This is a genomic window from Diaphorobacter sp. HDW4A (genome assembly GCF_011305995.1).
Taxonomy (GTDB): Bacteria; Pseudomonadota; Gammaproteobacteria; order Burkholderiales; family Burkholderiaceae_C; genus Diaphorobacter_A.
In genome coordinates, this window is sequence record NZ_CP049910.1 from 4,227,548 (window position 1) to 4,241,050 (window position 13,503).

General features: G+C 62.0%; 9 protein-coding genes. 1 reads left to right on the top strand and 8 read right to left on the bottom strand.

The window, feature by feature from the left end; genetic code table 11:
- Positions 1 to 60 precede the first annotated feature (60 nt).
- The 4 genes from slmA to G7047_RS19440 form a co-directional block, all read right to left on the bottom strand.
- Positions 61 to 711: a nucleoid occlusion factor SlmA gene (gene slmA / locus G7047_RS19425; protein ID WP_166309115.1), complete on the bottom strand. Its 651-nt coding sequence runs from the start codon at positions 709 to 711 to the stop codon at positions 61 to 63.
- Between the two features lie 206 nt (positions 712 to 917).
- Positions 918 to 1,808, bottom strand: coding sequence for an acetylglutamate kinase (gene argB / locus G7047_RS19430; RefSeq protein ID WP_166309118.1), 891 nt, complete (start codon positions 1,806 to 1,808; stop codon positions 918 to 920).
- A 119-nt stretch (positions 1,809 to 1,927) separates the two neighbouring features.
- Positions 1,928 to 3,034, bottom strand: coding sequence for a glycosyltransferase family 4 protein (locus G7047_RS19435; protein WP_166309121.1), 1,107 nt, complete (start codon positions 3,032 to 3,034; stop codon positions 1,928 to 1,930).
- Positions 3,031 to 3,750 (bottom strand): glycosyltransferase, encoded by a 720-nt coding sequence (locus tag G7047_RS19440; protein ID WP_240939190.1) that lies wholly within the window; start codon positions 3,748 to 3,750, stop codon positions 3,031 to 3,033. The genes G7047_RS19435 and G7047_RS19440 overlap by 4 nt, the downstream gene beginning before the upstream one ends.
- A 154-nt stretch (positions 3,751 to 3,904) precedes the next feature.
- On the opposite strand from G7047_RS19440, the gene G7047_RS19445 reads away from it, so the two are divergent.
- Complete coding sequence (locus G7047_RS19445) at positions 3,905 to 7,732, top strand: methyltransferase domain-containing protein (protein ID WP_166309127.1); 3,828 nt, start codon at positions 3,905 to 3,907, stop codon at positions 7,730 to 7,732.
- A 74-nt stretch (positions 7,733 to 7,806) separates the two neighbouring features.
- On the opposite strand, the gene G7047_RS19450 is transcribed toward G7047_RS19445, so the two are convergent.
- From G7047_RS19450 to G7047_RS19465, 4 genes are all read right to left on the bottom strand, one after another.
- The gene (locus G7047_RS19450; RefSeq protein WP_166309130.1) at positions 7,807 to 10,227 is read right to left on the bottom strand and encodes a hypothetical protein; all 2,421 of its coding nucleotides are present in this window, start codon (positions 10,225 to 10,227) and stop codon (positions 7,807 to 7,809) included.
- Between the two features lie 245 nt (positions 10,228 to 10,472).
- The gene (locus tag G7047_RS19455; RefSeq protein WP_166309133.1) at positions 10,473 to 11,072 is read right to left on the bottom strand and encodes a class I SAM-dependent methyltransferase; all 600 of its coding nucleotides are present in this window, start codon (positions 11,070 to 11,072) and stop codon (positions 10,473 to 10,475) included.
- Positions 11,073 to 11,265: 193 nt separating this feature from the next.
- Entirely contained in the window at positions 11,266 to 12,156 is an 891-nt protein-coding gene (locus G7047_RS19460; RefSeq protein ID WP_240939191.1) for a bifunctional 2-polyprenyl-6-hydroxyphenol methylase/3-demethylubiquinol 3-O-methyltransferase UbiG, read from the bottom strand.
- A 48-nt stretch (positions 12,157 to 12,204) separates the two neighbouring features.
- Positions 12,205 to 13,497, bottom strand: a complete 1,293-nt coding sequence (locus tag G7047_RS19465; RefSeq protein ID WP_240939192.1) for an ABC transporter ATP-binding protein — start codon at positions 13,495 to 13,497, stop codon at positions 12,205 to 12,207.
- Positions 13,498 to 13,503 lie beyond the last annotated feature (6 nt).

Sequence of the window (13,503 nt, forward strand, 5' to 3'; positions counted from 1 at the left end):
GAAGGGCAAAAAAAATCCACCTCGCGGCGGATTCTTGTCGTGTCTGGCTCGCGTCAACGCTCAGTGCAGCACGGCCAGCACGTTCTGGATGTCATCGGCCGGCGAACTCTTGAAACCCGAGCGCACGAAGCGCAGCAGACGGCCACGCATCAGATCACCCAGCAGCGCAGCGCGCATTTGCGCCTCTGCAGTGGGTGACGTAGCTCCAGCCGCATCCGCACCATCGCGCAGACATTGACGCAGAGACGCCTCGATCTTGTCGAAGAACAAATTCATGCGCTGCTGCAGGCGTTCGTTTTCGAATACCAGCGCATCGCCTACCATGACCTTCACCATGCCCGGATTGCGCTCGGCAAACTGCAGCACCATGGTCACGATGCGCAGCGCCTGCTGCGTGCCGTCGACTGCGCTGTCGGTATCCGCTGGCGGCTCAGTGATGCGGTTGATCAGCGTGAACACGCTGCTTTCGATGAATTCGATCAGCCCCTCGAACATCTGCGCCTTGCTGGCAAAGTGACGATAAAGCGCTGCCTCGCTGACCTCCAGACGCGCTGCCAGCGCAGCCGTGGTGATCCGCTCAGCTCCCGGCTGTTGCAGCATGGCGGCCAGCGCTTGCAGGATTTGCACCCGGCGCTCTCCCGGGCGCGGACGCTTGCGTGCTGCTGTGGGCACGGCGGAGGTGACGATTTCGGTTTCTTCTACTGAGGACATAAACTCGCATTCGCAACAGTTGTAAGAAGAATTTTCGCACACTCACTTACCCAATCGCATTCATGGTCGCGAATGCGATACAAATTCAAGCAATTGCAAACCCGTCGACGATCTTTCACGCAGCATCGAAACAATGCCCCAAGCGGCGTGCAGCCTCGCTGCCGGTTGCGCGAAGCAACTGATCAGGGGCCGTGTAAAGATGAAGATCAGTAGCTGCGAATCATGGTGCCGTAGGCCTGATCGGTCAGGATTTCCAGCAACATGGCATGTGGCACGCGGCCATCGACGATGTGCACGGCGTTCACGCCGCTCTTGGCGGCATCGATCGCACCGGCCAGCTTGGGCAACATACCGCCGGAGATCGTGCCGTCTTCGATGAGGTCGTCGATCTCGCGCGATGTCAGCTCGGTGAGCAGCTTGCCCTGCTTGTCGAGCACGCCGGGAATGTTGGTAAGCAACACCAGCTTCTCTGCCTGCAGCACGGAAGCCAGCTTGCTGGCCACCACATCGGCGTTGATGTTGTAGCTCTCGTTTTCCTCACCAAAGCCGATGGGGCTGATGACGGGGATGAATGCGTCGTCCTGCAACGCCTTCACCACGCTCGGGTCGATGGCGACGATGTCACCCACCTGGCCGACGTCGTGCTCGATGTTGGGGTCCTTGTTGTCGAGCAGCTTGAGTTTCTTGGCGCGGATCAGGCCGCCATCGCGGCCGGTCAGGCCCACGGCCTTGCCGCCGGCTTGATTGATCAGGCCCACGATGTCCTGCTGCACTTCGCCGGCCAGTACCCACTCGACCACCTCCATGGTTTCGGAGTCGGTCACGCGCATGCCTTGAATGAACTCGCCCTTCTTGCCAAGACGCTTGAGCGCGGTCTCGATCTGCGGGCCACCGCCATGCACCACGACCGGGTTCATGCCGACCAGCTTGAGCAGCACCACGTCTTCCGCGAAGTCGGCCTGCAGCTCGGGATCGGTCATGGCGTTGCCGCCGTACTTGATCACCATGGTCTTGCCATGGAACTTGCGGATGTAGGGAAGCGCCTGGGCCAGGATTTCGGCCTTGTCGCGCGGGGCAATCGAGGAAAGATCGTTCATGGATTGAGGCCGTCCGGAAAAGGAGAGGGTCAGTGAATCGGATTACCTCAAATTGTGCCGCAAACACAAGACGGTCGGGACAAGCACACGGGAATCGCGCACCAATCCGTACCGTCAATTCAGTGTTTGATCCAGTTCGGCACCTTGAAGCGCACGATGCAAAGATAGGCAACGACATAGCTCACCACGAACAATACGCAGAACGCGATCAACACCCAGGTCTTGTTCCAGAACAGCACAGCCGGAACCACGGTCAACAGGGTGAACGCCCAGAGATATGGCGATGTGCGGTTGTTACGCATCAGCATGCGGCGCGATTCGTCGTCGTGGAACACGCCGATCACAATGCGGCGGTAGATCAGTTGGTGAAAGTGCAGCGCGTCCGCCATGCCCGGCGACACGCCGCGCGCAAGCTTGCGGTAGATGGAAAACAGCGTCTCCCAGATCGGATAGATCAGCAGCAACACCGGGAACCATGGCGAAACGTCCGGATTGCGCTGCACCAGCGATATGCTGACCATCGCAATCACCACGCCCCAGATGTAGGCGCCGCCGTCACCGGCAAACAGCATGCCGCGCGGGTAGTTCCAAATCAGAAAGCCTCCGGTCGCGGCGGCAAGGCAGACGATCAGCGAGCCGAGCGCGCGGTCGTTCACCTGCAGGCATACATGGGCGAGAGCGAGGCTGATGACCAGCGCCACCATGCTGGCGAGACCGTTGTAGCCGTCGATGATGTTGAAAGCGTGTGGCAGCCCGGCAATCGCCAGCAGCACGATGCCCATGCCGATCCAGGGCGCCTGGATCAGCAGCACATCGAGCCATGGAACGCCCAGGCGCGGAATGTTCATGCCCAGCAACCAGATCGCCAACACACCCGACAACAGGGTGAGCGCGAGCCGGTAGCGCACCGTCATGCGCTGCGTCATGTCCTCGACGATACCGCCGAGAGCCGCAGGCAGCAGAGCCACGATCCACCAGTAAGCCCAGTTGCCCAGCCGCAGCGAGCCAGGATCACCGGCCTGCGTGGATTGCACCACGCCCACCGCCCAGCTCACGCACAGCCCCATCAGCAGCGCCGCACCGCCCAGGCGCGGCACTTCGCCGGTATGAAAGCGCTGGGGCTTGAACTCGTCGTAGTGCGGTGTGCGACGCCCGCGCAGCGCGCGGATGATCAGCGCGGCCGTGAGACACGACACCAGAAAACCAATCAGCGACAGCCAGATCATGCGCGCTCAGTCCCAGCGGGAATCGACGCCATGGGCGGCAGTTGCCGCGCCTGACGATAGACGGACGAGGTCCAGAGCCTGAGCAGACTGCTCACATGCCACACCAAATGAGACAGCGAGCGTCCACTCGCGCGTTGTGCCGCATGGATCAATTGAACCGGGGCACGCACAATGCGCCAACCGGCCAGTCGGATACGCAAACTCAGATCAACATCCTCACAGTACATGAAATAACGTTCGTCAAAACCTCGAACCTGCTTCCACACGGAGGCAGGTAAAACCAGGCAGGCACCATTGACCCAATCCAGCCGCTTCTCGGACTGCCCTAAGGCACGACGTTGCCAAAGTGCAACAGGTGTAGGCAAAGCGCGCTCGCTGTCCTGCACGCGGCCCGCTTCATCCACCTGTGTCGGATAAGCACAGCCGACCCCAGTCTGCGCAGCGGTTGCCACCAAGGCGGCGAACGGATCTGCGCTCAGACGGATATCCGGATTGAGCACACACACAAAGTCTTCCATGGCTCCCGACAACGCACGGTTGTGGTTTTCACCGAAGCCCAATGGGCTCTCATTGCGCCTCACCTGCAGCTCGAATGGCCAATCGCCATCGGGGCCGCCGGGCACAGACACCACCTCGAGCGGCTTATTCAGCGTCAACACCACCCGATGGATGGAACACGCGCTGAAACGTTTCAGATCGTTGAGCAGTTCTGACACGGCAGCACCATGACCATGGCTCACTATTGACACGACCAGACGCCTTGGAATTGTTATCTCGGAATCCATTGGGTGCGTATTGTCCTCGTTACAGACTCCATCCGTGTCATTAATTGATTCCCGCCGAGCCTTGCGGCTTAGTCATAATTCGGGGATGACACAGAATATTGAGGATTTGCACGTCTATCTGCGCAAAATCCGTCCGGGCGAACGCACATCGCTTTCGGTTATCGCAAGTTTAGTTCATCAAAATGCCACGGTTCTCGACCTCGGCTGCGGCAGCGGGGCGCTCGGCCAGTATCTGAAAGAGACTTTGGGCTGCACCAGCGACGGCCTGACATGGAGTGAGGCCGAGGCCGCCCACGCCCGCCCGAACTACGGGCAGGTCGAAGTCGCAGATCTGGAAACCTGTGATTTACTTACTTTATTTACAAACAAACACTACGACTACATCGTCTGCGCAGACGTGCTCGAACACCTACGCCAGCCCGAGCGAATTCTGGCCGCCTGCCGCAAGCTGCTCAAGCCTGAGGGCAAGCTGCTGGTATCGGTACCGAATGCGGGCTATGCAGGCCTCGTCGCCGAGCTGCTGCAGGGTGAATTCCGCTACCGTGAAGAGGGACTGCTCGACCGCACCCACTTGCGCTTCTTCACCCGCCGCTCGCTCGCACGCTTTCTTGGCGAAAACGCCTGGCGCATTGACGTACTGGACACGGTGCGTCGCGAACTGCCCGAGTCCGAATTCAAGACCCAGTTCGACGATCTGCCGCCCGCCGTCGCGCGCTACCTGCTCGCCACGCCGGACGCCCTCGCCTACCAGTTCATCGGCGCCGCGCACCCCGTAGTAGAAGCGGTCACGGACAACCCGGATCAGGCCTCCGACCACGAACCCGCCCATGCGCTGTTCACCACCCAGCTCTATGTGGACCTTGGCAACGGCTACGCCGAAGACACCAAGATCAGCGCCACAGGTGCCATGGGCGAGGACCGTCAACGGGTGAAGTTCGAGATTCCGGTCGCCGATTCGCCATTGAGCCATCTGCGACTCGATCCCGCCGACCGCCCTGGCTTCCTGTACCTGTATTCCATCGTGCTGCGCGCCGCGAACGGTGATGCGCTCTGGAGCTGGTCGCCTGATCAGGCCGACAACATCCGCCTGGCCAAGACGCCGCAGCACCAGATTCTCTGGCAGCCCCCAGCCCCGCGCGTGTCCTCTGCCACCGTGATGCTGCTCACTGGCGATGATCCTTGGCTCGAACTGCCGCTGGTTGCGGCCCGCCTTGCGGACGCACTGCAGCAGACCCTCACGCTCGAACTTGACGTGGGGTGGCCCATGTCGGCCGACTATCTGGCGATGGCCCATCAGGTGCAGCCGCTGCATTCGCATATCGACCAGTTGAGCACCCATGTCGGGGACCTGAACGGACAGATCGTTGATCTGAACGGCCAGATCAACACCCTCAACGGCGAAACCTCCAGCCTGTCGCACTCACTAGCGGCCAGCGAAAACCAGCGCCGCAGTTTCCAGGACGAATCCGCGCAATTCCAGCGCAATGCCACGCGGCTCGAACACGAGCTGGTGAAGGTGCAGGGCGAGTTCAAGGATCTCGCAGCCCATCTAAAAGGCATCGAGAACTCGACGGTCTTCAAGGCGACTCGTCCGCTGGTCAATGCCAAGATCGCACTGGATCGCCTGCGCGGCAGAGCGCCCAAGCATGAGAAGTTGAAAGCCCGTCAATTCGTGCAGACGACGCCCGCCACTCCCATCGCACCCACAACTTATCCGGTGGACGTGATCGTGCCGGTCTACCGAGGTCTCGCCGACACGCAACTGTGCGTGGAATCAGTGCTCGCCGCGCCGGTGCAGGTGCCCTACCGCCTCATCGTCATCAACGACTGCAGCCCCGAGCCCGAAGTCACCAATTGGCTGCGCGAGCGCGCCGCTGGCGAGCCACGCATCATGCTGCTCGAGAACGAGGAAAACCTCGGCTTCGTCGGCACGGTCAATCGCGGCATGGCACTGTCGGATGCCAACGACGTGCTGCTGCTCAACAGCGACACCGAGGTTGCCAACAACTGGCTTGATCGCATCCGCGCCGCTGCCTATGGCGACAAGAAAATCGCCTCGGTCACGCCGTTCTCGACCAACGCGACGATCTGCAGCTACCCGCGCTTTTGCGAAGACAACCCGCTGCCGCCCGGCTACAGCACCGCACGCATGGACGCTCTGTGCGCCAAGACCAACCCCGGAGCCGTCGTCGACGTGCCGACCGGTGTAGGTTTCTGCATGTACATCCGCCGCGACAGCCTGAAGGACGTCGGCCTCTTCGACGTCAAGAACTTCGGCAAGGGCTACGGCGAGGAAAACGACTTCTGCCAACGCGCGGAAGGTGCTGGCTGGCGCAATTTGCATCTGCTCGACACCTTCGTGCTGCACACCGGCGGCGTGAGCTTCGGCGACAGCAAGAGCCCGCGCGAGCGAGCGGCCATGGAAAAGCTCGCGCGTCTGCACCCCAGCTACGCAAGCGACGTACACAAGTTCGTGCAGGCCGATCCGGCACGCCCATACCGTTTGGCGCTCGACGTGGCCCGCATCCGCGACGCCAACCAGCCCGTGATCCTCGCGGTGCTGCACGACCGCGCGGGTGGCACCGTGCGCCATGTGCGCGAGCTGGCCGAACACCTCACTGGCAAGGCCGTGTTCCTCACGCTCACGCCCTCGGCCAACAAGAGCCTGACTCTGCGCATGGCCTCCGAGGCCGAGGGATTTGATCTCGTGTTCAAGATCGACGAGCAGTTCGACGATCTGCTCAACGTGCTGAGCCAGTTGTATGTGTCGCATGTGCACTTCCACCACTTGCTTGGCCACGACAAGCATGTGCGCGATATTCCTGCGCTGCTGAACGTCACCTACGACTTCACCGCACACGATTTCTACAGCTACTGCACCTACATCACCATCACCGGCGAGGAAAACCGCTACCAGGGCGAAATCTCGCCCGGACAGTGCAAGTGCTGCACGCCGGACATGCCCGCGCCCACGGAGGGTAACGTCGCCCGCTGGCGTGGTGCCAACGCGCGTTTCCTGAGCGCCGCGCGCACGGTGATCACACCGAGCCACGACACGGCCAAGCGCATCATCGGCTTTGCGCCCGCCGCCAATGTGCATGCGATCCAGCACACGGACATTGACGCGAGCGTGCCCCTGCCGACTCCCGCGCCGCAGCCGATCACCGACGGCCGCGCGCTGCGCATTGTCGTGCTCGGCGCACTCAGCGCCATCAAGGGTGCCGATGTGCTGGAGGCTGCTGCGGTCGAAGCGGCACGCCAAGGCACGCCCGTGGAGTTCCACCTGCTCGGCTACGGCTACCGCCATCTGCTGAGCCAGCCCAAGGCCGCGCTCAGCGTTCACGGCGCGTACAAGGAAGAAGAGCTGCCGCAGTTGCTCGCGTGGCTCAAGCCCGACCTGATCTGGTTCCCCGCGCAGTGGCCCGAGACCTACAGCTACACGCTGAGCGCCGCGCTGCAGGCCGGCCTGCCCGTGGTGGTTCCGGACATCGGCGCCTTCGCCGAGCGCGTAGTTGACCGTCCATGGACCTGGATTCACGAATGGGATCGTGACGCCAAGGAATGGGTTGATTTCTTCGAGCAGATCCGCAAGGACAACTTCGCACCGGCCATTGCACCCTCTCTCGAGTCGGCCCAACCCAATGCGCCGAAAACGCCGGAAGCAGACGGCTGGACCTACCAGAGCGACTACTTCACCCACATGTCCGCGCCTTCAGAGCCCGCGGCCGACGCAGCACCGCTCGAAGGCGACTACATGGCGCAGTTCGTCCCCGAGCGCGCCTACAGCGGCGCGACCAAGGCGGGCATTCTGGGCATGCTGGTCTACCTGCGCTCGCTGCCCGTGCTGCGCGGCGTGGCACGCAAGATTCCGCCGCAGTTCCAGCGGCAAGTGAAAACCTGGTTGAACGGCTGATCGGACTTCGGTCCCTCCACAAAATGTGGCTCCCGATGAGGAGCCCATTTTTCTTTCGGTGTTGCGCGACGAGTTTATGGAATCACCCGAAACAGCGTCCAGTTCACCCCATCGGTCTTTTCCATCTGCAAACGCGCATTGCCCTTGAGCAGCGCGGCGTCTTGCATGTTGGCGAGCACAAAGCCCGCCTTCACCTTGGCGAAATCGAAGCGCTCAGGCTCCACGCTGAGCGTCACCGCATCCATGCGCGGGCTGCTGATGCGGAAGTCCGCACCGGACAACTCAGGCGCCAGTTTGATCTGCATGAACTGGTAGCGGTTGTAGACCTGCTCCTGCTTGCCCTCGAGATCCAGATCTCGCCAGAACTTCAGCGGCGGATCGTAGAAAAAGCTGTTGACCACGCCCACGCCCGCCACCGGCAAGGCGCTCACCCAGAGGTCCTCGTTCACGACGGCAACACGTGCCGGCACGCCCGCCTCGGGCTTCAGTGCGTCGTGCAACTCCGGCACGAGACGCACATGCTGCGGTGCCTGCTGCAGCGGATTGAACGGCAAACTTACCGCAAGTGTCCATGCCGCGCTGATCGCCACCGCGTTCCATACGCGCCCCCGCACCACCAGATAGGCCAGCCACGCCGCGCCTACCAGAATCAATGCGAACACCGCAGGGTTCAGCCAGTCTTGCATGGGCACGGGCATCGACGTGAGATGGTGCCCGTTGATCCACGCAAAACCCGCAGCGGTCAACGCCGCGCAGGCCTGCAGGGATGACGCTCTGGCGCGCGAGCGTTCGGCCCATGCACGCAGCGCCGTGGCTTCCTGTATGAAATATCCCAGCAGAAAGACCTGAGCGAGGACCAGCACCACATCGAGACGGAATGCAGGCACCTTGCCCCACAGCGTCACACGCACGAGCCACGCAGGAATGCCTACAAACATGTAGACCAGCACGAACGCAATGAACGCCCACAGCACAAGCACCAGTGCATCCACGGAACGCTGGATGGCGAGTCGCAGCAGCGTGGCGACCGCCAGTGGAATCAGCAGATAGAGGCTACCCGCGGCGTCGCTCGGAATCGACCACTGCGAGCTGGCATACAGCGTCACCAGATTGGCCAGCCCCTTGGACAGATGCCATGGCTCGACATAGCCACCGAGCTCCGCCGACCGCTGCCCCGGATACACCGTCTGCCCAAGCGACCGGATGGCATCGTGCGCATCACTCCACCACGCACCCAGCAGCGCACCACCCACCAGCACAGCCAGTACCACACCCATGGCCTGCGCCATGCCGACGTTCAAGCGCGAGCGCATCTGCCACAGCTGCGAGAGCGTGACCAATCCCATCAGGTAGGCCAGCGGAATCTGCCAGCCCGGATACAGCACGAGCACAAAACCCGCAGCAGCCCAGCCCAGCACCAGACCCCACGAGCTCACTACGAGCTTGCTGTCAGCAAGCAACATCCGCGTCGCAGCCAGTGCCGCGAGCAGCGGAAAAAAGCTCACGTAAGCGGGCCATCCCGACCAGCCAACCGAATACGCTGAACCGGGCACCAGCACCGCCAACACCGCTGCCTTGCGCCAGTCCATCGCGAACCAGCAGCGCAGCACGGCCCACAGCGCAAGAAAGCAGGCAAAGAACGGAAACCACCAATACCATGCGAGCGCACGCTTGAGATCAAGCGAGAAGAAGCCCCAGCTCGCGGGCTTGGCGATCGCCTCGAGCCCCAGCGTGGGCGCGCCGCTCATCCCCACCACATTCATGTTCTGGCCGTACACGCCATGCAGCGGATTAACCGAGGCGAGCGCCATTGGCTCGGCGCTCTGGCTCATTGCCAGCGGTGTGACGATCAGCCATTCATCGCGCCGCACCTCCTGCGCCTTGCCGATGAAATTCGCACCGTCGTGCTGCAAGATTTTGGCCCGATCCAGCAACAGGGGAAGCGACGAGCCACTCCAGCCGGCCACCACCAACAAAGCAAAGGACGCCAGCACCGCCGCGATAAATCCGCGCGCGCCTGCAATGCCATCGCGTCGCGCAAAAGCGATCAGCAGATACGCCGCAGGCAGCAAAGCAGCCAATGCCAAAGCAAGTTTCGCCTTGGTGGACGGCTTGCGCGCGCCTTCGGGAATCTGCACTTGCCGCGCCTGCTCGCTGAGCTCCAGATCGAAGCGCCCACCATCACCATTGGTCACGCGCACGCGCAGCGGGAATGAACCTGCCGAGGCATCCTGCGGCAGGCGCACCGGCAAATGAAAGCCGCTGTTCAGCCACAGCGCCTGTTTGGTGGACTCGACCACATCGGGCCGGTTGGTCAGAAAGCCAAGACGGCCGCGATAGACGGATTGCTCGCCGAGCCAGACCTCCACCAGCGTGACATAAGCACTCGGGTTGTACGCTGCGGCCCAGCCCTGCAAGGTCAGCACGCCGTCGCGCACCTCGGCCTTGTCGACAAAACCCTTGCCTGCGGCCTGAGCCGCATTCGCAACGGGCACGTCCAACTCTGCACGCGTGTCGCGCGCGTGAATTGGCGTGGAAAACAATGAAATGACAAGCCACAGAAGCAGCGCGAATACCGTCATCAAGATGTGACGGCGCGGCTGTGTGGCCTCTGTGGCTATGAGCAGATGACTCCTCGGCGGCATGGTGTGCGCGGCTTGCGCACGATGCGCCAACCCTGTTCCTCCTGTGCCGCGCAAGGTAACACAGATTACCTTGGGATTGAATCGCCCAAAACGGCTTACCTGTAGCCCGGCATCACGCGATAGCGCAGCTGCTGCATGAGTCTGCGGCGAAGCATCTGCATGCTGCTGAGCTGCGGCTGGCGGAACACGCCAACCGTATCACCCCAGGCCGCGCTGTCCTCGCTTGCGTGCGGCTCCCAGTCGGTGCTCACCTGCAGCAGTTCCAGCGATGCGTATTTGGCAAGCGCGCGGTAGGCATCTGGGTAGAAACGCCAGCAGTCCTGCGGATAGCGATGTTCCGGTCCGCGCGAAGGCGCGAGAAGAAAGATATGGCCGCCCGGCTTGAGCACGCGCACCATCTCCAGCCACGAGCACCAGAAGTATTCCACATGCTCGAAGGCCTGGCCGGAGACGATCACGTCGACCGAGAAGCTGTCGAACGGCAGACGATAAGGCGACTCCAGCACCACATCCACATTCGGCCCGGCACCCAGATCCACGCCGGTGTATTGCCAGCTCGGATGCAGAAAGAACTGCTTGTAGCTGCCGTTGACGTCGTAGCTGCCGATGTCGATGATCTTGAGCGGCTTGCTCGTGCTGCCCGACAGGTATTTGTGGACCAGCCCCTGTACATGGGCCAGCGAACTTGTATGCATGCTTCCGGATCCTTGCTAAATCAGTTATTCATGGCGCTTCATGTCTCCCACGGCACGTAGACCTAGCGTGGCCCAGGCGAGGGCAGCCGCGCAAGGGCCGCCCTGCCGCGCTGGCTGCGTCCCTCTGCCCGCTTTGCAACGCAATGCGAGAGCGGGGGGAGGGCGCGAAGCGACTCAGGGGGGTGTTCTCCCTTCACGGCTTTTCGACGACGATGGCGTCCTGGTGGTGCCAGAACTGACGCTCGGCCACCTTGAGCAATCGCGCCTCGGGCAGCGTCTCCGCAATGCGGGCGCGCACAAAGGCTTCGGACGTGAAGGTCGTTCCGTACTCCTGACCATCGATCGCGTTGGATTCACTGGAAGCGACGAAGAAGTAGCCGTTCTCGTCCAGCGTGACGTTCTGCTTGAACACGGCTTCCGCGCCGTGCGTGGTGAACACCAGCACGCCACCCGGCGCCACCATGTCGAAAATGCGGCGCAGCCAGCGCGACCATGTCGATGCGGGCAAGTGCGTAAACAGCGACAGAACGAACACCAGATCGTGCTGCTTGTTCCATTGCACCTGCTCGGGCACGGAAGGCGACACGAAGCCTTCCACACCGAAGATCCTGCGTGAGAACTCCACGGAGTCCACCACCACGTCATTGGCCACCACGCGCTGGGCGCCCAGCGCCTTCACGAGGTGGCGCGTGAAACGGCCGTGGCCGCTGGCGAACTCCAGCACGCTCTGGGTACGCAGCAGCGGGTGCCCCACCTCTTCCAGCAGCAGCACCAGTTCAGACATGGTGCGCCAGCCATCGGCCAGATAGTCGCGGATGGGGTTCAGGCTGGAGGGGTGAGCGGCGAAGAACTTGAAGATGTCATCCGCCTCAGAGATCTGGCAGGGGCAACCCATCCACTGACCGTACGACAGCAGCGGAAAGTGTTCCTCGATCAGGTTGTGTGCAGCCAAGCGGGTAGCGGCAACGTCGCGCGCCGCCACCAGCGTCTGACCTGCGGCCTCCATCTCGCCACGGCCCATCAGGGCTCTAGCCTCAGCGATGGGATCGGGCGCGGTCGTTGAAGCGTTTTCAGAGGACATCATCAATATCTGGAAAATTCATGTGCAGGCCAAGGCGGCCAAGGCGGGGCATCAGGTCCATTCGTGCGGAAGACGCACCAGCCCCGGCATCAACGTTGGCGACACAAAACGGAAATGCTGATAGTGCAGCCACGCATCGTAAAGCACGAGGCCACTTTCATCGAACAGATAGGCACTCACCACATATTCTCCGCTGTGCAGCGGCAGATTCGGGAAGCGCAGCACGGACTCCCAGGTCCCGTCGGCGAGACGGCGCGGATGTGCGCCCTCTTCATGCGTGGCGAGCGAAGTGATGCCCGTGCCCTGCGACTGTTCGATCATGAAACCAAGATTCGGGCGCTCGTCGCCACGACCACGAACATGGAAGGTGACAACCAAGTCCACGCTCTCAAGCAGCGGCGGCTTGCCCTCGCCAAGATCAGCAATCGCCACCGACAGCATGCTCGCGCCCAGACCGTCCGGGCTGGACGGCATGCGCGTGCCCGTAGTCGCGGATTCTGCGGGCAGATCGTCGTCCAGCGCATTGAGCGTCACATCGATTTCATCACCACTGCCTTCGATCAACGCGAGATGCGGAGCAGGCGCAGCAGCGTCCGAGCGCAGGCGGCTGTGCATCTCGTACGAGCCCATCACCGCCTCGGTCGGCCCCATCTCCATCACCTGCCCGCCCTTGAGCCAGATGGCCTGGTCACACAGATGGCGGATGTGATACGAACTGTGCGAGCAGAACAGAATCGTGCAGCCCGCATCGCGAAACTCCATGATGCGCGCCACGCACTTCTTCTGGAAATGCTGGTCGCCCACGGCCAGTGCCTCGTCGATGATCAGCACATCAGGCGGCACGGCGGTGATCAGCGCGAACGCGAGACGTACCGTCATGCCCGACGAATAGGTCTTCACCGCCCGGTCCATGGCATCGCCCAGCTCGGAGAACGCGATGATGCCCGGCTCAAGCTTCGCCATTTCCTCATGGCTGATGCCAATCAGGCTGCCCGCAAAATACAGATTGTCGCGGCCACTGAACTCGGGATGAAAACCCGCGCCCAGTTCGAGAATCGCCGTCACGCGACCGACGCGGTCGACGGTACCTGAGCTGGGCTGCATCGTGCCCGCGAGCAGCTTGAGCAATGAACTTTTGCCCGCACCATTGTCCCCTACCACGCCAACGCATTGGCCGCGCTTGAGTTCGAAATTGATGTCCTTCAGCGCCCAATGGCTGCGATGTCGCACCTTGTTGCTGAACAACGCCTTGAACCGTTCACGCGGCGAATCGTAGAGCTTGTATTCCTTGCTCACATGGCTCACGCGCAGTACCGCGTCATCGTTCAATTTCGATGGAGACATCTGTGC